Source organism: Gaoshiqia hydrogeniformans (assembly GCF_049347105.1).
GTDB lineage: Bacteria > Bacteroidota > Bacteroidia > Bacteroidales > Prolixibacteraceae > Gaoshiqia > Gaoshiqia hydrogeniformans.
Genome location: NZ_CP186334.1, coordinates 4,991,956 through 5,015,447 on the forward strand (window position 1 = coordinate 4,991,956; position 23,492 = coordinate 5,015,447).

At 45.6% G+C, this 23,492-nt stretch carries 11 protein-coding genes; 6 read left to right on the forward strand and 5 right to left on the reverse strand.

Annotation, left to right across the window (positions count from 1 at the left end):
• Positions 1-5 precede the first annotated feature (5 nt).
• The 4 genes from ACOIT5_RS19870 to ACOIT5_RS19885 form a co-directional block, all read right to left on the reverse strand.
• A complete protein-coding gene (locus ACOIT5_RS19870; RefSeq protein WP_423127908.1) occupies positions 6-3,470 on the reverse strand; it encodes a TonB-dependent receptor in 3,465 nt (1,154 codons plus the stop codon).
• Positions 3,471-3,640: 170 nt separating this feature from the next.
• Positions 3,641-4,603, reverse strand: coding sequence for a FecR family protein (locus tag ACOIT5_RS19875; RefSeq protein WP_423127909.1), 963 nt, complete (start codon positions 4,601-4,603; stop codon positions 3,641-3,643).
• A 96-nt stretch (positions 4,604-4,699) separates the two neighbouring features.
• Complete coding sequence (locus ACOIT5_RS19880; RefSeq protein WP_423127910.1) at positions 4,700-5,275, reverse strand: RNA polymerase sigma-70 factor; 576 nt, start codon at positions 5,273-5,275, stop codon at positions 4,700-4,702.
• Between the two features lie 239 nt (positions 5,276-5,514).
• Positions 5,515-6,384, reverse strand: a complete 870-nt coding sequence (locus tag ACOIT5_RS19885; RefSeq protein WP_423127911.1) for an AraC family transcriptional regulator — start codon at positions 6,382-6,384, stop codon at positions 5,515-5,517.
• Between the two features lie 227 nt (positions 6,385-6,611).
• On the opposite strand from ACOIT5_RS19885, the gene ACOIT5_RS19890 reads away from it, so the two are divergent.
• The 3 genes from ACOIT5_RS19890 to ACOIT5_RS19900 are packed head-to-tail and all read left to right on the forward strand — an operon-like array spanning position 6,612 to position 14,229.
• Positions 6,612-8,018 (forward strand): sugar porter family MFS transporter, encoded by a 1,407-nt coding sequence (locus ACOIT5_RS19890; protein WP_423127912.1) that lies wholly within the window; start codon positions 6,612-6,614, stop codon positions 8,016-8,018.
• Between the two features lie 14 nt (positions 8,019-8,032).
• Positions 8,033-10,864 carry a sugar-binding domain-containing protein gene (locus tag ACOIT5_RS19895; protein ID WP_423127913.1) on the forward strand — a complete coding sequence of 944 codons (2,832 nt, stop codon included), beginning with the start codon at positions 8,033-8,035 and terminating at the stop codon, positions 10,862-10,864.
• 50 nt (positions 10,865-10,914) lie between these two features.
• A complete protein-coding gene (locus tag ACOIT5_RS19900; protein WP_423127914.1) occupies positions 10,915-14,229 on the forward strand; it encodes a DUF5107 domain-containing protein in 3,315 nt (1,104 codons plus the stop codon).
• On the opposite strand, the gene ACOIT5_RS19905 is transcribed toward ACOIT5_RS19900, so the two are convergent.
• Entirely contained in the window at positions 14,207-17,773 is a 3,567-nt protein-coding gene (locus ACOIT5_RS19905) for a PAS domain S-box protein (protein WP_423127915.1), read from the reverse strand. The two genes, ACOIT5_RS19900 and ACOIT5_RS19905, sit on opposite strands and share 23 nt — an antisense overlap.
• A 326-nt stretch (positions 17,774-18,099) precedes the next feature.
• Here ACOIT5_RS19905 and ACOIT5_RS19910 point away from each other — a divergent pair, with 326 nt between their 5' ends.
• The 3 genes from ACOIT5_RS19910 (at position 18,100) to ACOIT5_RS19920 (ending at position 23,485) form a co-directional block, all read left to right on the forward strand.
• Positions 18,100-18,690, forward strand: a complete 591-nt coding sequence (locus ACOIT5_RS19910) for an RNA polymerase sigma factor (RefSeq protein ID WP_423127916.1) — start codon at positions 18,100-18,102, stop codon at positions 18,688-18,690.
• Between the two features lie 165 nt (positions 18,691-18,855).
• Positions 18,856-19,842 (forward strand): FecR family protein, encoded by a 987-nt coding sequence (locus tag ACOIT5_RS19915; protein WP_423127917.1) that lies wholly within the window; start codon positions 18,856-18,858, stop codon positions 19,840-19,842.
• A 265-nt stretch (positions 19,843-20,107) separates the two neighbouring features.
• A complete protein-coding gene (locus tag ACOIT5_RS19920; protein WP_423127918.1) occupies positions 20,108-23,485 on the forward strand; it encodes a TonB-dependent receptor in 3,378 nt (1,125 codons plus the stop codon).
• Positions 23,486-23,492: the final 7 nt, after the last annotated feature.

The following is a 23,492-nucleotide window of genomic DNA, read 5'->3' on the forward strand; positions in this document are numbered from 1 at the left end:
TCAGGTTAAAGTGTAACATTAATACCAAAAGAACAGGTTCTGTAAAAAGGATACCCCCAATTCAAACGTTCCGGGTCGAATCCTTCTGGAAGTTTATCCCAGGTATGAAGATTTTCTCCGGAGAAAAATACCTTTACACCTGCCATATTTACCTTTTTCACAAGATATCCGGGTAACTTGTAACTAAGAGTAATATTTTTCAAACGGATATAAGATGCATTGGAAAGATATTTGGTTTGAATGCGCCTGTTGGATGCTGCATTTTTGTTTTCATCATACAACCGGGGAAATTCAGCATTCGGGTTTACCGGGTTCCAGTTTCCATTTGCCGGATCAATTGGTTTCCAGTAATCGAGTTGATGAGAGTACATCGTCCCGTAACCGCCGTTTGCCAGTGGGAATACAAGGTCTCCTCCCAGCCAGGCATCGCGTTTTCCGGTACCCTGTAGAAAAACAGACAAATCGATATTCTTCCAGCTGACTCCCATGTTTGTCCCAAACTGGAAACGGGGAGTCTGGTTCCCAATTATTGTGCGGTCGCCCGGATCGTAAATATTATCACGCCCGTTGTCAATCTGGTTTACACTGCCATTATCCGGGTCGTCCACCAGGTTCTTAAACATGATGTCGCCAGGGCGGATCGTGTTGTTCCCTTTTATAGTTGTCACTCCTTCTTTAAGTACCCACGAACCACTTTGCCATCCATCCTGAAAATCGTCAATCGTATAATAACGGTCTGTCACATATCCCCATATTTCGCCCAATACCATTCCTTCGCGATACCGCTTGGCATCCTGCGCGCTGTTCCTTTCATAAAACAAACCGGCCGCGTTGTCGTATTTGGTGATGACGCTTTTGGAATCGTAGATATTAAATCCGACATTGTAACCCCAGTTGCCAATTTTATCGCGCCACGAGATGGCAAACTCCCATCCTTTTGTACTCAGGTCTGCCGCATTTTGTTCTGGCGCTGAAGTTCCCACAATACTTGGGAATTCGGCTCCCGGCATCAACATATCCTTTGTATCCCGCTGATACCAGTCAAAAGTTCCTGCAAGGCGGTCGTTCAACAAACGGAAATCAACTCCAAAATTGAGGGTTTGGACCACTTCCCACGAAAAGTCATTTCTGACTAATCCGGGGGCATTCAGTGTCATGGGCCGCTTTCCTGCCTGTATCCATTGTGCCTGATAGGTTCCCATAGCAGGAGTATACGCGTATTCCGAAATTGCCTGATTGCCAATTTGCCCCCACGAACCCCTTATTTTCAGCTCATCGATGTATGAGCGGCTCCATTCCATCCATTTTTCCTGTGCCATCTGCCAACCCAACGAAAATGAGGGGAAGAACCCGAAACGGCTTTTACTTGGAAATTTTGACGAACCATCGTAACGTCCGTTTGCCTCAAACAAATAACGCCCCGCAAAATCGTAATTCAGGCGGAAGAACCCGCTTCGAATGGCATATTCCTTGTATTCGTCGTTCACCTGCATTTCACCGGTTGCACTGCTGAGAGAAGGCATGTCGGGATTAATCATTTCGTCACGCCGGGCCCACATTGATTCGTAATACCGTGATTCCTGCGAATAACCAGCCATCGCCTTGAAATTATGGTTTCCGTTCAGGCTCAACTCGTATGTTCCGTAAGTATTAATCGCATTGTAGTCGGTAAGGCTTTTATCGTTCCTGTACCTGCCCGAAGAGGGATTGTCCGACCATAATAAACCCATCTGGTCGTTTGTCATCTCAAACGGGCTGTTGTAAAATTTTCGGTCAGAATTGTTTTTATCGAAAGTATACTCAAAAATAGCCTCAAAACCTTTGAACGGTCGTATTGAAGTCCGGGAGAAAATGCGGGGATTTTCTTCTTTGTACTTCACCGGATCTTTCAGGAGCAGATAGTTTGACGGCGCATTTGTCGGATATGCAGGCCCTTCCAAATCGTTGCTCCTTACAATATTGCCGATAGGGTAAAACCGGGGAAGCTGTAACCGATAAATGGATGCATCTGACTCAACATACGAACGGTTACTGTTTGCGTACCGAATATCCAACGATTGGGTAAACCAGGATGTGATATCTGTGCTCACGAATGAACTGATACTGACACGATCGTAACTGTCTTTATTGGTAATCAAAGTCCCCTGATTGTCAGTATACCCAAGAGAAATCCGATAGGTAGTCTTCTCACTTCCCCCACTTGCCGAGACATTATGAGTCTGTTGGAAACCGAAATTATCAAGAATGGCCCCTTGGGGATCATTGTCTTTCAGGTAATAATAGGTTTGAGTTCCTTCAGGCATATAAATCCCATTAGCAGGAAAAGCAGACGGATTATTATTATACTCCTTTACATATTCAATCCAATCGGATAAAATTTGTCCGTCTGCATAATATTTTCCGTCATTGTCCCATGCCAATTGGGTTTCCAGTATATCAAGTACAGAAGCCTGCACCGGCCGGTTAATACTCTTGATAAATCCAAAGTTATTATTGTAGTTCAACTGAGGCGCAGCATTCTTTTTTGCTTTCTTGGTTGTAATGAGGATTACACCAAAGGCGCCACGAGCTCCGTAAACGGCCGCTGATGAAGCATCCTTCAAGACCGAAACGGATTCGATATCTTCCGGATTAATCAAATCGATTTGCGCGGGCACATTGTCAACCAGAATAAGTGGTTCTCCTCCATTGATCGAAGTTGTACCACGAATATTAAAAGTCTTGCCTTTCCCCGGAATAGCATCACCCGTAACCACTAAGCCGGGAATAGTCCCCTGTAACGCAGCCCCCACGTTTGTAACCGGACGACTCCCTAATATTTGTTCCATTTTCACTACGGAAACGGCCCCGGTCAGATTTTCTTTTTTCTGGACACCATATCCGACTGCAATTACTTCGCCGATACCAATGGTTTCTTCATCCATAACTACATGAAGTGTACTTTTCCCTGAAACAGATAGTTCCTTGTTTTTCATTCCTACAAACGAAAAAACCAATACAGCATCAGCAGCTACATTTGCCAACGAATAATGTCCGTCACCTCCTGTAATCGTACCGGTTGTAGTACCTTTAATAACAACTGTTACACCTGGCAACGGCATTCCTGCCGAGTCAGTAACTTTCCCTGCAATGCTATTTACTTGATTCATCCTGTCAAACGACCATTTCATGTCGTTTCTGGAAATAATGACTGACTTGTCAACAATTTTGTAGGTTACATCCATTGATTCAAGAAGTTGGTTCAGGACCTCCTCCACACTGGCATCTTTAACCTGAACATCTACTTTTCGGTTAATGTCGAAGTCATCGTTGCTGTAAAAGAACTGAAAATCGCTTCTTGCTTTAATTTCATTTAACACCTCTTTGATGGCAACATTCTTATAATTAAGGTCAAACTTACTTTGCTGCGAATAAGTACTGGCCGTTGCTGCAAGAATACTGATCAGGAATAGAAAGACTGTCAATTTCATACTCAACAATAGTTTAGGTGTGAAATACCTTGTCCGCGCTGGCGGATAGATCTGATTTTTTTTCATAAATTTGTATTTGAGTGTTAAACTTGCTAATACCTGTTCTGCTAAAGCAGGTAATAGATTTTATTGGGCCGGATTATGTGACCAGCATATTCCGGCTTGATTTTTTATTTATTTTTCACCATGATCTGTTCTTTGTCAAATTCAAACTTCACTTTGTTAATATCCTGAATGATATTCAAAGTATACTCCAATGACCTTTCTTTATTAATTACCCCGGAAAATCGATACCTCGGAATCTGTTCATCACTGAAAATGAACTTTACTTCATACCACCGTTCCAACTGCCTGGTAAGGTTTAGCAAAGTTTCATCGTGGAAATACATCTTCCCGCTTTTCCAAGCGGTGTGTTCGTCTGTGCTTACATTGTTCTTTACCAACTCGCCGGAATTCTTTGTGAAAAGTAATTGCTCGCCGGGTTTCATAAACACCGATCTTTTATCCGAAAAAAATTCAACCTCACCTTCTACCAGAACAGTTTCTATTTTCAGATCATTCGCATAAGCTTTCACATTGAACTGGGTGCCATGCACCTTGATTTGTGTGCTCCCTGCATGAACAATAAAAGGGATCTTCTCATTTTTTGTTACCGAAAAAAGAGCCTCTCCATCCAAAATTACCTCCCGGTTCTTCTGATTGAACGAATGTTTATAGATCAGCTTTGATCCTGCATTCAACCAGACATTTGTACCATCAAATAATGTTACATTCGAGATTTGTCCATTGGGAGCGGATATGCTGGCGTATTCATCCTGTGCAGTTTGACGGAAATGGTAGGAATAAAAAATACTGCCTGTTATCAGCAATGAAACGATCAAGACGGCAGCATATTTCAGAAGTTCCATCCAACGGTTACGCGAAAAGAGCTTCCCCTTTAAGTCACACCATGCAACATCGGCGGGTTTTAGTTGACTAAGTTGTACAACTTTTTCACGCGAATTATAAATCCTGCGTAAAGCCGTTAGCTCTTTTTCGGTATCTGAATCCTGTAAAGCTTCGGTTTCAGATTTTTGCGCTTCTCCATGCAGGAGCGCCGCCCACAATTCCCATTTATGTTGATCCTTGTTCATCATTTTCTTTTTAAGACACAGAAACTTGGGAAAAGGGTGAAATCAAATTCAATATTTCCTAAAAAAAACCGATTAGGGTCACATAGATCATAAAAATCAAATCCCTTTACGTGCTCTTTGTCTGAATGATACCGTGAAAAGATTCAGGAAATAATTCTTCAACCTTTCTTTCAGTATTTTATAGGCTATCCCCATCTGTGTTTTAATCGTGTTTTTAGATAAGTTCAAAGTTGACGCAATTTCGTCATAAGTTAAACGATCGTTATAGGCCAGAAGGAATATCTTTCTGCACTGAAGGGGCAGTGTTTCAATAGATCTTGCTATATGAACGGCTAATTCTTCCTCGGAGAAGTGTTCATTGGGATCCTCATTCAGATTTGAGAGGAAACTATGGTTTGGCAATTCGTCGAACTTCTTTTCCCGTTGTAAATAATTAATACTCCGGTTCTTTACCGCATTAAGTAAATAATTTTTAAGATTTTGTTGAATTTTCAACTCTGCTCTCTTTTGCCATAAATACAGGAATGTCTCCTGCACGATATCCTCTGCTTCCTGTTCGCTTTTCACATAACGCAACGCAACCAGGCAGGAAAGCTGATAGTTTCTCTTAAAAAATGCTTCAAAAGAAGATTCATTCCCCAATATCAGATTTACATGTTGTAAGCTACCCATATTGCATATTCATGAGATGACAATTTTATTAATTTTTAACAGAAAAAAGAAATTGGCTGGATCGTCTTCTGCACTTTTTGATGCCCGCTGAATTGTAACAGTCAAATTTTGAGTCAAATAACACTAATGAACAAACTATTCAGGATTTGGACTGACTTCCAAAAAACGCCGTCGCCCTCAAGCTGGGAATCCGAACTTGATTAACATACTATAGCCCAACGCCAAATACCAATTTTAACCTATCGTTTCCGGTATTCCCGGGGCGACATATTCATCAACCGGCGAAACTGGCGCGAAAAATAAAACTGGTCATCAAAACCGGTTTCCCGGGCAACATCGGCAACAGAAAGTTTGGTATTATCAAGCAAACGACAGGAACGCTGAATTTTCAACTGGATAAAATAATCGATAGGCGAATGGCCGGTTTGTTTAGAAAAAAGCCGTGCGAAATGCGACGACGACAGTTTCAGTTCAGCGGCAAGCTCTTTCAGCGTTAGTTTTCTGCCCAGGTTTTCCAGCATAAAGTTGATGCTTTGCCCAACCGGATCCTTCTCCCGGTTTTCGTTGATCAGCCGGAACTGCCCGAGGTGGGTGAACGAGGCCAACAGCCGGCTCAGACAAAGGTTGGTGTATTCCAGCGTTTCGATGCTAAAACCGCGGTCGAAGTTTTTAAAAATTTCGTTGAACAGTTCCAGCCGTTCATTGATTCGCGACGTTTTTCCCCTTTCAATGCTGACCGGAAGAAGCGCCAAACGCGAAAACAGGGCTGCTTTCGGGCCTGCAAAATGAATCCAGTAAATCGACCACGGCTTTTCCTTGTCAGCAAAATAGGCATGGGGCATGCCCGGCGGAATGATCAGAAAATGATCGGGCGGCAGTTCATGTTTTGTATTACCTGCTGTTATAATCCCCTTCCCCTCAATATTATAAATAAGAATGGCCTGGCTCACGCCCTTTTTTCGTTCGCGAAAATGATGGCGCGCCTGCGGGTAATAACCGATATCGGTGATGTACAGGTCGGCGATCAGCGGGTTTGCTGTAACCATATCCAGAATTTTATCCGGAATGACATAACTGATCTGCCCTGGAAATCCTTCCTGTTTTTTCATGTCATTGAAATGAAATCGTTCATATTCCGGCGCACAAATTTGTGCCGAAAAATAAAAATTATTCTGAAATGTACTTGTAATTAGCAAAAAAATATCGTGCATTCAATCTGCTGTTCTGGTCTTTCTTTTTTACTTGAATGATCAGATCGTCTATATTTTTATTTGATCGTGCATTTCCGGTTAGTTTCTTTCTGTGTATTTTTGATTAAACCAAGTGCAACAGTTCAGTGAATAAATCAACCTACAACAAACAATTTATTATCGGGATCACCCTGGTCTCGGCAATGGGAGGACTGTTGTTTGGCTACGACTGGGTGGTCATCGGCGGCGCCAAACCTTTTTATGAGCGTTTTTTCAGCATTGGCTCCCTGCCCCATCTCCAGGGCTGGGCCATGAGCAGCGCCCTGACCGGCTGCTTGTTCGGAGCCCTCATTTCGGGCTATTTCACCGATCGTTTTGGCCGGAAACTGCCGCTGATCGGCGCGGCCGCCCTGTTTACCATCTCGGCCATCGGGACCGGAGCAGTCAACCAGTTCACGCCGTTTATCATCTACCGGCTGATCGGCGGCCTGGGCATCGGGCTGGCATCGGCCATATCGCCCATGTATATTGCTGAAATTTCGCCGGCCCCCTTACGCGGACGGCTGGTTTCGGTCAACCAGCTTACCATTGTCATCGGCATCCTGGCCGCCCAAATCATCAATTACCTGATTGCCGAAACTATTCCTGCAGGTGCAACTGACCAGATGATCGTGCAGTCGTGGAACGGGCAAACGGGCTGGCGTTGGATGTTCTGGGCCGAAACCATTCCTGCATTCACCTTTTTTGTGCTGGCTTTTTTTATTCCCGAAAGCCCCCGCTACCTGGTTAAATCGGGCAATCAGCCCAAAGCTAGGCTGATCCTTAAACGCATCGGCGGCGAAAGTTATGCAGAAGCCGAAGAAGAAAATATCGCGGCAACGCTTAACGCAGGCGGGGCAAAAGTGAACTGGAAAGAGCTCTACACAACGAAAATACGGCCGATCATGTTGATCGGCATTGTGCTGGCGGTTTTTCAGCAGTGGTGCGGCATCAACGTCATTTTTAATTATGCCGAAGAAATTTTTACGGCCGCGGGCTATTCCGTGGGCGACATGCTTTTTAATATCGTGATTACCGGGACGGTCAACCTGGTTTTTACGCTGCTGGCTATGCGGATGGTGGATAGCTGGGGCCGTCGCAAACTGATGTTGCTCGGATCAATTGGGCTGGCTGCCATTTATTTTGTGCTTGGGACAAGCTACTGGTTTCAGTTCAAAGGCCTTGCCATCCTGGTGTTGGTGCTGCTTGCCATTGCCACTTACGCCATGACTTTAGCCCCGGTTACCTGGGTGGTTTTGTCGGAGATTTTCCCGAACCGTATCCGCGGAGCCGCCATGTCCGTGGCTACTACCGCACTCTGGAGCGCCTGCTTTGTACTCACCTACACCTTCCCCATCCTGAACAACCTGCTCAATGCCGGAGGAACTTTCTGGCTGTACGCCTTCATCTGCCTTTCGGGTTTCCTTTTCATCCTGAAAAAACTACCGGAAACCAAAGGGAAAAGTTTGGAGGAAATTGAAAAACTATTGCACCGAAACGCCTTCAATAAATAATTAAAACCGAGACCATGAAAAAGTTAAGTTACCTGATCGTTATTTTTTCACTTTTCATCTTTTCCTGTCAAACCCGGCCCGATCAGCAAATGATCGACCTTTCCGGAACCTGGAAATATGCGCTTGACCCCTCAGATCAGGGAATCGCTGAAGCATGGTTTGGACAAAGCCTGTCAGACAGCCTGACTTTGCCCGGCTCGCTCAGTTCAAACGGTATTGGCTACGACCTCAGCCTGGCAACGCCCTGGACCGGCCAAATTGTGGACAGTTCTTTCTTCAAAGAACCTGAATATGCCCGTTACCGGGAAGAAGGAAACCTGAAAATTCCCTTTTGGCTGCAACCGCTCAAATATTACCAGGGCGCCGCCTGGTATCAAAAAGAAATTACAGTTCCTGAAAACTGGAATGACCGGTCGATCAGCCTGTTTCTCGAACGATGCCACTGGGAAAGCCGTCTGTGGGTAGACGATCAGGAAGTGGAAATGAGAAACTCGCTCGGAACGCCGCACCGCTATGATCTGACCCATATGCTCACCCCGGGCAAACATCGGCTGACGCTTTGCATCGACAACCGTACCAAAGAGATCGATCCGGGCATCAATTCGCACAGTATTTCCGACCACACGCAAACCAACTGGAACGGCGTGGTGGGCGAGCTGTTTCTGGAAGCGCGTCCCTTGGTCAATATTCAAAACATTCAGGTTTATCCGGATGTAAAAAACAGGAAGATCGCGGTAAACGCAGCGGTTTCGAACTCAACCGGAAAACCGGCTTCCGTGAATTTAACCCTTCAGGTTGAAGGAACATCCCGGCAAAAATCGGCCAATTTTGAGCTTAAAGAAGGCGAAAATGAGCTGGAATTGGAATTAGAAACGGGAGATGACCTGAAGTTGTGGAATGAATTTCATCCAAATGTTTATTCATTGAAAACAACACTGGAAGATAAAACCTCGGGGCAAACGGATGTTTTAACAAGCACATTCGGAATGCGCGAGTTTCAGGTTGTGGGTAAACAATTGCAAATCAACGGGCAGCCGGTATTTTTGCGCGGAACGCTCGAATGTGCCGTCTTTCCGAAAACAGGCTACCCGCCAACCGACCTCGAATCGTGGGCGCGCATCTTCCGGATTTGTCGCGAACATGGCTTAAACCACATGCGTTTCCACTCGTGGTGCCCGCCAAAAGCCGCTTTTGTTGCTGCCGACCGTGCCGGCTTTTACCTGCAGGTGGAATGTTCTTCCTGGGCCAATCAATCGACTACATTGGGCGATGGAAAACCTTTCGACCAGTATTTATATGAAGAAAGCGAACGGATGATTGCTGCCTACGGAAACCATCCGTCGTTTTGCATGATGACGTACGGCAACGAGCCAGGTGGCCCAAACTACCACGAATTCCTCACTGGCTTTGTTTCTTATTGGAAAGAAAAAGACAAACGCCGGATTTACACATCCGGCGCCGGCTGGCCGAACCTGCCGGTCAGTGATTTTTTGAGCGATTCCAACCCGAGAATTCAGCGGTGGGGCGAAGAACTGAACAGCATCATCAATGCTCAAGCACCACAAACCGGTTATGATTGGTCGGCTTATAGCGACACGTTTTCGCAGCCGGTGGTGAGCCACGAGATCGGGCAGTGGTGTGTTTACCCGAATTTTAAAGAAATTGAAAAATATGACGGGGTGTTGCGCGCACGAAATTTCGAGATTTTTAGAGAAACACTGAAAGAAAACGGGATGGAGCAACTGGCCGACAGCTTTTTACTGGCTTCGGGGAAATTGCAGGCCTTGTGTTACAAAGCCGACATTGAGGCGGCCCTGCGCACTAAAAATTTCGGCGGGTTCCAGTTGCTCGACCTGCACGACTTTCCCGGGCAAGGAACTGCTTTGGTCGGCGTGCTGGACGCTTTTTGGGATGAAAAGGGCTATATTTCATCGGAGGAATACCGTCGTTTTTGTAACAGCACCGTACCACTCGCCCGGATGAAAAAACAAGTATTCACCAACGACGAAACCTTTAAAGCAACAGTGGAAGTGGCCCATTACGGTGAAAATCCGTTGGGTGCCATCAGTCCTGAATGGAAAATTACAGATAAGAATGGCAAGATCATTCAGACCGGCAAACTGGAGCAAACCGATATTCCGATTGGGAACGCCATCAAACTGGGAGATATTTCTTTCCCCCTGGATCAAGTCTTAAAACCTGAAAAACTCACCCTCGAAGTAACAGTAGGTTCTTTCGCCAACAGCTGGGACTTTTGGGTGTATCCTGCAAAAAAAGAAGCCATTGCGGGAACTGACAAAATCCGTGTTGTCCAGCGAATGGATGATGCCACGAAAAACTATTTGGAAGACGGAGGAACAGTTCTGCTCAGCTTGAAAAAAGGAACCCTTTCCGACCAAATGGGTGGCAACATTAAAACAGGCTTTTCCAGCATTTTCTGGAATACAGCGTGGACCAAAGGACAAGGGCCGCATACGCTGGGAGTCCTTTGCAACCCCGCGCACCCGGCGCTGGCTGAGTTCCCCTCCGAATACCACAGCAACTGGCAATGGCGGGACGCCATGAGCCATTCGGGTTCAATCAATTTGAGCAGCTTCCCTTCGGAACTCCGGCCAATTGTCCGCGTCATCGACGACTGGTTTACCAACCGGCCGCTGGCGCTGCTGTTTGAGGCGAAAGTGGGAAAAGGAAAAATCGTGGTTTCGGGAATCGACCTGATCAGCGGTGCCGAAAACCGACCGGAAGCACAGCAATTGCTTTTCAGCCTGAAAAAATACATGGCCGGAACACATTTTAACCCAACAACGGAGTTGAATACAGAAAACATTGAGAAGCTTGTCAAATAAGTTATTGTACAAACTGAAACTTGGAATTTGAAACTTGAAATTTAGAATTTATGACTGTAAAAGCCTGGTACGAAAAAGTGACCATCGCCACTTACGGGATCGGGAAACCGGAGAAAAACCCAATGTTCCTCGAAAAACGGGTTTACCAGGGCAGCAGCGGAGTAGTTTATCCGCACCCGGTAATTGAAAAGATTGAAGATGAAAAGAAAGATGTGGAATGGGATGCCATCTTCCTGGAAAATCAATTCCTGAAAATTATGATCCTGCCCCAACTGGGAGGCCGGATCCAGATGGCCTACGATAAAATGAAACAACGTCATTTTGTGTATTACAACCGGGTCATCAAACCGGCACTGGTGGCGTTGACCGGCCCCTGGATCTCGGGCGGCATCGAATTTAACTGGCCGCAGCACCACCGCCCCTCCACCTACGAAGCGGTTGACCGCTGCATTGAAAAAAACCCGGACGGCAGCGTTACGGTCTGGTGCAGCGAACTGGAGCGCATGTTCCGCACCCGCGGCATGGCCGGATTTACGCTGTATCCGGATAAAGCTTATCTTGAGATAAAAGTCAAACTGTATAACCGTACCAACCATCCGCAAACGTTTTTATGGTGGGCCAACCCGGCTGTAAAAGTGAACGATAATTACCAATCGGTGTTCCCGCCCGACGTCAATGCGGTGTTCGATCACGGCAAACGCGATGTTTCGGAGTTTCCAATAGCGAAAGGAACTTATTACAAAGTGGATTATGCGCCGGGAACCGACATTTCACGCTACAAAAACATTCCTGTGCCCACTTCCTATATGGCTATTACTTCGGAATATGATTTTGTGGGCGGTTATGAAAACGACAGCAAAGGCGGGCTGCTACATGTGGCCGACCACCATATTTCGCCGGGAAAAAAACAATGGACCTGGGGGCACAGCGATTTTGGGCGGGCCTGGGACCGGAACCTCACCGATGAAGACGGCCCATACATCGAGCTGATGTGCGGTGTTTACACCGACAACCAGCCCGACTTTTCCTGGCTGATGCCCGGCGAGGAAAAATCGTTCAGCCAGTATTTTATGCCTTACCGCGACTTGGGCTTGGTAAAAAATGCGACCAAAGAGGCGATGGTCAACCTGGAAGTTCAGGCAGGAAAAGCCATCGTTAAAGTTTACACCACCGCTTCCTATCCTGTGGGGAAAGTACTTTTACGTAGCGGCGACAAATTATTGATCGATGATTCGTTCGACTTTCATCCGGCGACTTCCTATGAAAAAACCGTTGGCCTTCCTGCCGAAATTGATCCAAATGAACTGGAAGTTTCGGTAAAAACTGCGGAAGGAATAACCCTGGTGAGCTGGAAAACAAAAGCGGACACTGAAAAAGAAATCCCCGAACCGGCCAAAGCGGCGAAAGAACCTCAAGACATCGAAAGCAGTGAGCAGCTTTACCTCACCGGCCTTCACCTGGAGCAATACAGGCATGCCACTTATGATCCGCGCCCGTATTACCAGGAAGCGTTGCGGCGCGACCCAAAGGACAGCCGATGCAACAACGCGCTGGGATTGTGGCACCTGCGCCGCGGGCAATTTGCGAAAGCCGAAAGCTATTTCCGGCAAGCCATTGAAACGCTTACCGAACGCAATCCGAACCCGATTGACGGTGAACCGTTTTTTAACCTGGGAATGGCGCTTCGCTTTCAAAATAAAAAGGAAGAAGCTTACAGTGCATTCTATAAATCTGTTTGGAATGCCGCCTGGATGGACAGTGGTTATTTTCAGATTGCCAGGTTGGAAACCGCGAAAAAAAACTGGGCCGAAGCGTTGCAACTGATCGACCGCTCGCTGATCCGCAATTGGCATAACCACCAGGCCCGCCATTTAAAAGTCAGTATTCTTCGTCATTTAAATAAAAAAGAAAAGGCGTTGAAATTTTGCATGGATTCCCTGAGCATTGACCCATTTAATTTCGGTGTGTTGTTCGAAAAGTATCTGCTCCAAACCGACAACGTCTCAGACCTGTCAGCGTTAAAAGAATTGATCCGCGGCAATATCCACAATTATATTGAATTTGCACTGGATTATGCTTATGCCGGCTTGTATGAAGAGGCCATCCAACTAATTTCTATCGGAGTTGAAGAACAAAAAGAAAAGGACGTCTATCCGATGGCCCTGTATTATAGAGCCTGGTTTGAATACCAATCGGGTGATTTGAAAACTTCTGAACAAAACTTGCAAGAAGCAGCCGGCGCCAATCCCAATTACTGTTTTCCTAATCAACCCGAAGCGGTGGTCACTTTGCAATGGGCTGTTACAGTCAATCCATCGGATTATAAGGCATATTACTATTTGGGAAACTTCTGGTATGCTTTCAGAAATTATGAACAAGCCATCGGTTGCTGGGAAAAATCGGTTGCTGCATACAATCGATTTCCAACCGCTCATCGAAACCTGGCCTTGGCTTACTATAATAAAAAACAGAATACTGAACGGGCATTGGCCGAACTCAAAAAGGCTTTTGAACTGGATCAAACCGACCCGCGCGTATTGATGGAACTCGACCAGTTGTACAAGCGGCTCAACCATGCGCCCAAAAACCGGCTGGAAAGACTGGAACGCTTTCGTCAACTGGTGGACGAACGCGACGATTTGTACCTGGAACTTGCCGGTTTGCACAACATCCTTGGCTATCACGAAAAAGCCTATGAGATGCTGATGTCGCGCAAGTTTCACCCTTGGGAAGGCGGCGAAGGAAAAGTGACCGGACAATATGTATTCAGCCTGACTGAAATGGCCAAAAAAGCCATTCAGGATAAAAAATTCGAAAAAGCAATTGACCTGCTGCAAAAAGCCCGGGGTTACCCGGAGAATTTGGGCGAGGGGAAACTGTACGGCGCCCAGGAAAACGAGCAGCTTTATTGGCTGGGCGTGGCTTTTGAAGGCTTGAATGAAAAAGAAAAAGCCGGCGGATTTTTCCGTCAGGCGGCAGAGGGGCTGACAGAAGTGTCGGCAGCCGTGTTTTACAACGACCAGCAGCCGGATACAATTTTCTACCAGGGACTGGCGTTGCGAAAGTTGGGGCAGGAAGAAGAAGCCCGGAAACGTTTCAATAGGCTGATTGATTTTGGGAAAGAACACCTGAACGACCAGGTGAAGATTGACTACTTCGCGGTATCGCTGCCCGATTTGCTGATTTGGGAAGACGACCTGAACCTGCGTAACCGACTCGTGTGCCTGTACCTGACGGCGCTGGGACAACTCGGAAAAGAAAATCATGGTTTGGCATTCAGCCTGTTCGAAAAATTGTTAAACAGCGACCAAATGCACAAAGGCGCCGTGGTTCATTTAAAACTCAAACAGGTATACGGAAGGTGAAGGTAGTTCCCCGGCCAGGTTCTGATTCAAGTTGAATATCGCCATTCATGAGTTCGACCAGCTTTTTTACGATGGAAAGCCCTAAGCCTGCGCCTCCGTATGCACGGGTCGTCGAATCGTCGGCCTGTCGGAAACGGTCGAAAATAGCCGTTTTATACTCGGGGCTGATCCCAATACCGGTGTCTGAAACAAAAAAGCTGATTTGTTCGGAAGATATCCCGGTAATGCCAAAGCAAATCTGCCCGTGAGGGGTAAACTTAACTGCATTGCTCAGCAGGTTCATAAAAATCTGATTAAACCGGACCTTATCGTTATGGATCACGACCGGTTCCTCGGGCATAACCAGTTTGAGTTCAATTTCTTTCTGATCGGTTTCGTGCAGGCGTTGTTTGAACATGGTATAAAGCCCGTTCAACACCGGCCTGACATCAAACTGATCCCGGTGCATCACCAACTGCCCGGTTTCCAGCTTCGAGATATCCAGGATATCGTTGATAATCTGCAGCAAATTTTCGGAACTTTGATCCAGAATTGCGTAAAACTCCTCCTTAGTGCCCTGATCCAGTTTTTCCTCTTCAACCAGAATATTGGTAAAACCAAGAATGGCATTAAGCGGAGTACGGATTTCGTGGCTCATATTGGCCAGGAAAGCCGATTTTAACCGGTCACTTTCTTCCGCTTTTTCTTTGGCCATCTGTAAATCCGCAATGATCCTTTTTTTCTCGGTGATGTCTTCCTTGGCTGCTACAAAATAAATAATCTCCCCTTTTTCATCCAGGATCGACGATATCAGGGCGCTCTCCCAATACAGCTCTCCGTTTTTCTTCCGGTTAAGCAGTTCACCATGCCATTCTTGTCCGGCAAGAATTGTGTTCCACATATCTTCATAAAATCCAAGGGGATGTTGTTCCGATTTCAAAATAGCAGGAGTTTTCCCTACGGCCTCATCATAGCTGTAACCCGATATCTGCGTGAATTTGGGATTGACATATTCGATGTAACCTTTCGGATCGGTAATGACGATACTAACCGGGCTTTGTTCGGTCGACTTGCCCAGGAGCTGCAAGCGGTTTTCGGCCACTCTCTTCTCCGTAATATCATGAATGATCGAATGAAGATAAAATTTTCCTTTAAATTCAATTCTACTGGTGAAAACCTCCACATCGCGGATTGATCCATCGGCAAGCCGGTGCCGTTGTTCCGATTGTTTGTTTTTTGATTTCCGGGCAACTGCCAGCAACAGGTCCAGCTCTTCATCCGAAGCAAGAACAATTTGCCTCAGGTTCATCTGTTTTAGTTGTTGGCGCGAATAACCGTAAAATGCCCGTGCAGACTGATTGGCATCAACAAGATCTCCGGTGTTCATATCAATCAGCAACTTGATGGCCGAATCGTTTTCAAAGAGGTTTTTATACCCTTTTTCGCTTCGTTTCAACGCGTCCATCGCCTGCTTTGATTCGGTGATATCCATGTTGATTCCCCGTAGTTTAACCAGTCTGCCAAGTTTAAACTCCGGGATCACCCGGTTCATGATCCATTTTTGCTGTCCGTCGGGCAGGATCACACGAAAACGAAGATCTACGATCTCCTGCTTTTCCATGATGAGCTTCTCGCCTAACTCAAGTTGCAGAAGGTCATCAGGATGGATCAGGCTCCTGAAAAACGCGTAATCGGGTTTTATTTCAAAAGGCTGCAAACCAAACAAGCGGTAACAGTTTTCCGACCAGCTGGTCTCTTCCTGTATCAGGTCGTAGTCCCAGTGGCCCATCCCGGCAATCTCCTGGGCCTCCTTCAGCGATTTTTCACTCCGGACCAAAGCTTCTTCGGCCTTATAACGTTCGGTGAAATCCTGATAAATCACCAAAAACTGGGGCGATCCATCCCAGTCAATCAACTTCCGGTAGACATGCAGGTTGCGCACTCCCCCGTCCTTATGAAGAATTTCCACCTCATATTCCGGCTCAACCTCTTCTCCATTCTTACGTTTCTCTTTTCGAATCAGGTGTTGTTCCATACTGGCCCGGGTATATCTTTTTTCCAGGGAAGCGCTAAGGTATTCCGGCAGGTTTTCAAAGCCGTACAACGACAAGAAAGACTGGTTAACATACAGCGTTTGACCTGTTTGCGAAACGATACGCAGTCCCATTGGAAATTCATCCATCAACCGGCGGAAGTTTTCCCGTGACCGGAGTAAGGATTGTTCGGCCAGTTTGCGTTCGGTAATGTCGGTGATTGTACCGATATACCCTAGGATATCTCCCTCAGCAGAGCTTTCAGGGACTGCCTCTCCCACCACCCAGGTAGGACTGCCGTTTGATTTACGGAAACGATACTCGGCTACAGATTTCAATCCGTTACCGGTTGCCTGATCCCAACCCCGGCTCAACTGATCGCGATCGTCCGGGTGAACAGCCGCCAACCAACCTGTACCAAGCGCCTGTTCAGGAGAAACACCGCTGATTGAACACCACTTGGGGTTAACGTAAGTCGTGTATCCGTCAGCCCGGGTCCGGAAAATACCAACAGGCGACTGATCGGTCAGGCTATGGTACAAGCGTTCGCGGTCCTGAAGTTGCCGGTGCATATTCCTTTCATCCGTTTGATCTCTGAAAACCAACACGACGCCAATTATATTTCCCTCCTCGTCGCGGATCGGCGCACCGCTGTCGGCAATGGGTATTCTTTTTTCTTGTCTGTTTATCAAGAGGGTATGATTCGCCAAACCGATAACCACACCTGTATCCAGTACTTTTTCTACCAGGCAGTCAGCTTTCACTCCGGTACTTTCGTTAACAACCGGAAAGACAGAGGCGATGGGCTGTCCCAAAGCTTCCAACTCTGCCCAGCCGGTTAACTGCTCGGCCATGGGGTTGATAAAGGTGATGATTCCCTGATTATCTGTGGTAATTACAGCATCGCCAATGCTATGAAGAGTGGTTCGGTAACGCGTAGCGCTTTCGCGGATTTCGGCTTCAGCCAGAATACGTCTGGTCTCATTCTTTAGCAACAAGCCCATCAACAGGGTTGTAAACGGGAAAACCAGCAACACCGGTACCCAAACCTGGCTGATTACTTTTACTGCAAATGGCCAGGGTAACAACAACTGGCATAACAACATAACCAGGTTGGTGAGCAAGCCCATGCCGAATAGATGAATTGCTTCGATATTCTCCGGTTTGCCTGCGTAAATCTTCCGGAAAAAAAGCCCAACCGAAGCGGCCGTAACAATGGTAGTTAAGCCGGCCCAAACACCGGCGCCGCCCATATAGAGCCGGTAGGCAACAGCCAGCAATGCTGATATGCCGGCAACAATTCCTCCGCCAAACAGACCTGCAAGCGAAAGCACAATGGATCGTCCGTCGTAAATAATCCCCGGCTGATAATAAACCGGGAGATTCATCCCCGCCACGGCAATAGCCCCAAACAAAAAGCCCGATATGATTTTAAAAACCAATATGCCCGACTGTTTGTTCCTGGCCAGAAAACTGTATAAAACAGTCAGAGTAACGAGCAAAGTTGAATTCAGAACGAGATCAGCAATCATTTCCTTCCATTTTCCTATATACCAGACATTCGCACCCGAACATCCTTACATAAAAACCGCCTTTACAAAATTCCAGCGTGCAAGATAATATTTTTTTTAAACATAAGAAATTGAACTTATGATCACTTACAGACTACACCAAAATGGAGCATTCACATCCTGATTTAACCATTGAAATACCGAACATGACTGCAGAAAAACATCACCAGATTCCGATTGATATACAGGGGTTCGCAGCAATTAAAATTCAATTAAAAAGAACAAGCCACGCACTTCAGCTAATTATTCTTTTTAACTTTGAACGGAATGGATATGCAAAAATTGGAATGGAATCAACCCGTGACACGATCTCATTAATTAAAAAAGGCAATCAGCATGCTTTTCAGGCCCTTGTATACCGATATTCAGATGAGCTTCTGGTGTTTTCTATCGGTTTTGTTCGTGTTCGCGAAGTTGCAGAAGAAATTGTCAGCGATGCCTTTGTCAGTTTATGGAAAGAACGTGAGCGAATTTTCGAGATCCGGGACATCAAATCATATCTATACATCATCGTTCGGAATGCCAGTATTTCACATCTCAGGAAAATGAGCGGACGCAAAGAAATTACCCTCGAAAATCTGGAAGAGTTCCATACATTGCCGCTCACCGGACCGGAAACCGACGATATCACAGAAGAGATGCTGGCCTGGATAAATGCAGCTATCGACCAACTCCCTCCTAAATGCAAAGCCGTATTTACACTGGCAAAAGTACAGGGATTGAAATACAAAGAAATTTCGGAGATTCTGGGCATTTCTGTTAAAACGATTAATAATCACATTGCCAATGCATTGGTGCATATTTCTCAATCCTTGAATCAAAACAAAAAAATCACAGGCACTGATTTCGGCAAAATCGCTCTATTTCTATTCTATTGATTTCAAATCAATTACTTATTATTCATTCATCTTCCCCTAAAAATTATGTGCTAACAATGGGAGATTTTTCAATGCTTTGCGTCTTTATTTATAAATGCAGGTACTTATTATTGTAAGTTCTGATTGCTTGTTTTTTAGTATTTTAACTATGAAGAATTGATTCAAGTGAAAAACATTGATCCAAAATATGAAGAGTATGCCCGTTTTCTTTCAGGAGAAAGTAGTTCTGATGAAAAACGAATGATTCGGGAACGATTGAAAAATAATCCTCACGAACGAGCATCCGTCAGAAAATTAAAATCAATTTGGGATGTTTATCATCCTGAAACCAATTCTGCAAACCGAATCTGGAAATTAACATCAAAAAAGCTTCATCTCAGGCAATCACAACGAACCAAAATTACTAAAGTCAGCTCTTGGTGGAAATATGCCGCGGCGGCAATGCTGGTACTTTCAATTGGCCTTAACGCCTATTATTTCATAAACCGGAATAATCCTCATTCGACAGGCATACCTGAATATACTGCCAAAACAGGTGAAGTAAAACTGGTTAATTTACCTGACGGCAGCAAAGTTTGGCTCAACTCCAAATCAACATTGATCCTTCAAAGCCAGTTTAACGAAAAAACCAGAAATGTATTTCTTATTGGAGAAGCGTTTTTTGAAGTCACTAAGAATCCCCAAAAGCCGTTCCTTGTCAATACGTCTGATTTAACGGTAAGAGTTCTGGGCACATCATTCAGTGTCAGCAATTACCAAAACGACCCGGATATCAGTACCTGTTTACTTGAGGGATCAGTGGAACTGCAAAGTAAAGCCGACGTCAGCAAATCGGTTATTCTTTCTCCATCGGAATCAGCCACACTCAATAAATCGAATGGGGAAATTACGGTAAAAAACAAACCTGAAAATTTAATTGCTCCCTGGCGCGAAGGAAGGTTCCGTTTTTACAATCATAACCTCCGTTCAATTGCCCATCAACTTGAGCGGAAGTTTGACTGTGAATTCATTTTTGTGGATGAAGCCGCCGAATCACTGAGATTTACGGGCGATTTTGAAACTAAAAATCTTGACGAAATACTGGAATTACTGAATAAAGCCCATTCGTTTAAACTAAAAAAAGAAGGACGACGATACATCATTTCACTTTAAACAAGGAGTGAGAAAAAACAAACTGACAGAGAAAATTCAGACACAAATATTTCAATAAACCAAATAAAAAAATCGGATGCTAAAACTACAAAACGACCAATAACAGACCTGATAATTAAAAGCAACGGGAAATGCTCCCACATTTCCCGTTTGTAAAATAATGCAAATAAAGTGTTTAACTTGTAAACAATGCAAATCTATGAAAAAAAGTTGTATTGACGGGCTTTCTTTGCCCAGAAGAAGGCTCAAAAAAGCGGGACTAATTATGCGCCTAACCTTATTTTTTACTTTCGTCTTTGTGGCAAACCTGTTTGCCAGCAGTTATTCTCAAAACACCCGGTTGAGTTTAGAGTACAAAGACATCCAGCTTAAACAGCTCTTTGAGCTGATCAGTGAACAAAGCGAATTCCGCTTTATCTACAATAACGACGTGGTTAACGACGATATCCACGTAAGCGTGAATGCCAGGGATGTCAGGATTGAAACAATCCTGGACGACATCCTGAACAATACGCATCTCGGATACCGCATTGTAGACCGTCACATTATTGTATATTCCGAAGATTATAAAGGAAATGAAAATCTCAACCGTCCCGGCTTGTCTTTTCAGTCCGGCCAGATCCCGGTTAGCGGTAAAGTAACCGATGTCAACGGAGATCCGTTACCCGGTGTTTCCGTTTCGGTAAAAGGTACGGTGATGGGATCAATAACCGACGCTGAAGGAAGATTTACAATTCAGGTTGCCGATAAAAATACCGTAATCGTGTTCTCATTTATCGGAATGAAATCGCAGGAAGTGTTGATTGGCAACAGAACCACCTTCAACATCATCCTGGAAGAAGAAACCATCGGCATCGACGAAGTAGTGGCTATCGGATACACGAATGCCCGTAAACAGGACCTGTCGGTTGCGGTTTCAACCGTCAAAGTCGGAGATAATTTCAAAGGACGTCCCTCCTCTCTCGGAACGATTCTTCAAGGGCAGATTACCGGCGTAACGGTGACTCAAAGCGGCGACCCCACATCCTCAGCAGAAATCAGTATTCGCGGGAAAGGGAACAAAAACGGCGATGCGGTGCTTTATGTCGTTGACGGAGTTCCCGGTGCCCCCTTTAACCCGGCCGATATCGAAACAATCACGGTGTTGAAAGATGCCGCTTCGGCAGCTATATATGGCGCTTATGCCGGTTCGGGAGGTGTCATCCTGGTGACAACCAAACAAGCGAAAGAAGGCAAAGTGATTATTGAAGCCAATGTTTGGAACGGCTATCAGACCGCCTGGCAGCTTCCGGAAGTACTTTCGTCCGAAGACTTTAACAAAGTGTGGAAAGACGCATCGGCAGCAGCAGGGAAAACAGTTCCTATTGCCTACGATCCGCTACTGTTCCCTTATGGAAATGTAACCCGTACCGACTGGGTTGATGAAATATTCCGCACCGGACGAATTCAGCATTACGACCTGACCCTGCGTGGCGGTTCAAAAGAAATTAAGGCATTGGCATCCATCTCGTACGACAATACAGAAGGTACCCTGATCAATACCTACGCCGATAAATTAACCACGCGTTTAAATGTCGATTTTACCCCAACCACCTGGGTAACCATCAGACAAAAAATGACTTACGATTTTGGGAACGGTAAAAGCGCAGTCGGCGACGGACATACCGGATCCATATTTGCAGCGATGGCCTATCCCCGTTTTTCAACGGTTTATGAATATGACGAAAGCGGGAACAAATTATACGGAGGAACTGTACCCCGATGGGCGCTTGCCGAAGGGTATAGTGTAGAAGCCGACCTCCGAAACCCCGTTGCCATGCTCGAAAAAGTGCGTCAATACAATCCCGATAACCGATTATTTTCGAATACTTCTGTCGAACTGAAACCTTTTGCCGGTTTAAGCCTGAAATCTGATTTTTCAGTCGATATCAAAAATTCGCGAAGAGAGTCTTTCCAGATGCGCTTCCTTGAACCCGGAAGAACCATTGACGAAAACTACCGGAGCATTTCAAACACCTTGTATAAAAACTGGATTTGGGAAAACATTGCTTCCTACTCAAAGGTATTGAACGAAAAGCATTACATCTCCGTGTTGGCGGGCTTCACCCTCACAAAAACCAACTCGCGCTACAACTGGAGCCAAATGAAGGGATTTGCCATCGAAGAAGAACACCAAACCACCTTCTTAAACGGAACCGACTGGACAATCAAGCCGGAAGAAGATATCTGGGAAGAATCATCGGTTTCGGCGCTAAGCCGTCTTTCCTATTCATATGCCGACCGGTATTTTCTGAATGGAAGTATCCGCAGGGACGCTTCATCAAAACTGAGTCCGGGAAACAACTCGGATCTGTTCCCGGCCGTATCCGGAGCATGGAAAATCTCTTCAGAACCGTTCATGAAAAATAATCTGCCGGAAATTTCTTTTCTGAAATTGCGGGCCAGTTGGGGCCAGGTAGGTAACATCAACTCGGTTCGCCGTTTTATTTATGCCCCGCCATATCAGGTAACCGGATGGCCGCTGTTCCTGGGTGAAGATGGCGAAGTTCAAGCTTATGGCATCTACCAGACTACAATCCCCAACCCCAATTTAAAATGGGAGCGCACAGAGCAAACTAACGTGGGACTCGATTTTGGCCTGTTCAAAAATGCCCTGAATGTTTCTGTGGATTATTTCTACAAACATACCAAAGACCTCATCGAAAGCATGCCCGTTCCGTCGGTGGCAGGAGTTGCCTCACCTCCCGAGTATAACGTAGGCGAAGTCGTAAATAAAGGATGGGAGCTTTCGTTCACCTACAATAAAAAAATTGGTGACGTAACATTGGACCTTGGAGCAAACCTGGGTACATTCAAAAATGAAGTGAAGAGCATTGGCGCTACCTCCTTTATCGCCCACACCAACGATGTAAACTCGATGAAGCCGTTGCAATCGACGGCCGGCCAGCCCTGGCATTCGTTTTACCTGATCGATGCAATCGGAATTTTCAAAAGCCAGGCCGAGATCGACAGTTACACCTGGACAAATCCCTCCACAGGAACGGCCACTAAAATTCAGGCTTCGGCCCGTCCCGGCGATCTGAAATTCAGAGATGCCAATAATGACGGGATGATCAACGATGGCGACCGGGTTTATATGGGATCGTATGACGTTCCCGATTTATCATATGGTTTTAATATTGGTGCCAGCTGGAAGAATTTCAGTATCCACATGATTTTCCAGGGCGTTTCAGGGGTTAAAATCTTTAACGGCGTCAAAGCCATGACCTATACCGGATCGAAAGGATGGAACATGAGCGTGGATGTTTTGGACTCGTACGAATACAATCCAAATTCGGGAATGCCAAGACTTGCCGTTGTTGAAGACCCGAACGGGAACTATTCAAAAGTATCTGATTTCTTTTTGGAAAAAGGAGATTACCTGAGATTGAAAAACCTGAATGTTTCGTATGCTGTTCCTAAAAGTTTAACCGAAAAAATTGGTTTAAACAACAGTTCATTCCGCGTTTATATGAACGGTGAAAACCTGTTGACTTTTACAAATTATTCAGGATTTGACCCGGAGGTCGGCAACCTGGGGATTGATGCAGGAAGATATCCTGTTGCCCGTATGCTAAGCCTCGGTCTTAATGTTACATTTTAAATAGAAA

Bases quoted from the DNA above. Each gene is read 5' to 3' on its own strand.
- ACOIT5_RS19905 (WP_423127915.1), bottom strand. From the start codon at position 17,773: ATGATTGCTGATCTCGTTCTGAATTCAACTTTGCTCGTTACTCTGACT.
- ACOIT5_RS19895 (WP_423127913.1), top strand. From the start codon at position 8,033: ATGAAAAAGTTAAGTTACCTGATCGTTATTTTTTCACTTTTCATCTTT.
- ACOIT5_RS19920 (WP_423127918.1), top strand. From the start codon at position 20,108: ATGCGCCTAACCTTATTTTTTACTTTCGTCTTTGTGGCAAACCTGTTT.
- ACOIT5_RS19875 (WP_423127909.1), bottom strand. From the start codon at position 4,603: ATGAACAAGGATCAACATAAATGGGAATTGTGGGCGGCGCTCCTGCAT.
- ACOIT5_RS19885 (WP_423127911.1), bottom strand. From the start codon at position 6,384: ATGAAAAAACAGGAAGGATTTCCAGGGCAGATCAGTTATGTCATTCCG.
- ACOIT5_RS19910 (WP_423127916.1), top strand. From the start codon at position 18,100: ATGGAATCAACCCGTGACACGATCTCATTAATTAAAAAAGGCAATCAG.
- ACOIT5_RS19870 (WP_423127908.1), bottom strand. From the start codon at position 3,470: ATGAAATTGACAGTCTTTCTATTCCTGATCAGTATTCTTGCAGCAACG.
- ACOIT5_RS19900 (WP_423127914.1), top strand. From the start codon at position 10,915: ATGACTGTAAAAGCCTGGTACGAAAAAGTGACCATCGCCACTTACGGG.
- ACOIT5_RS19880 (WP_423127910.1), bottom strand. From the start codon at position 5,275: ATGGGTAGCTTACAACATGTAAATCTGATATTGGGGAATGAATCTTCT.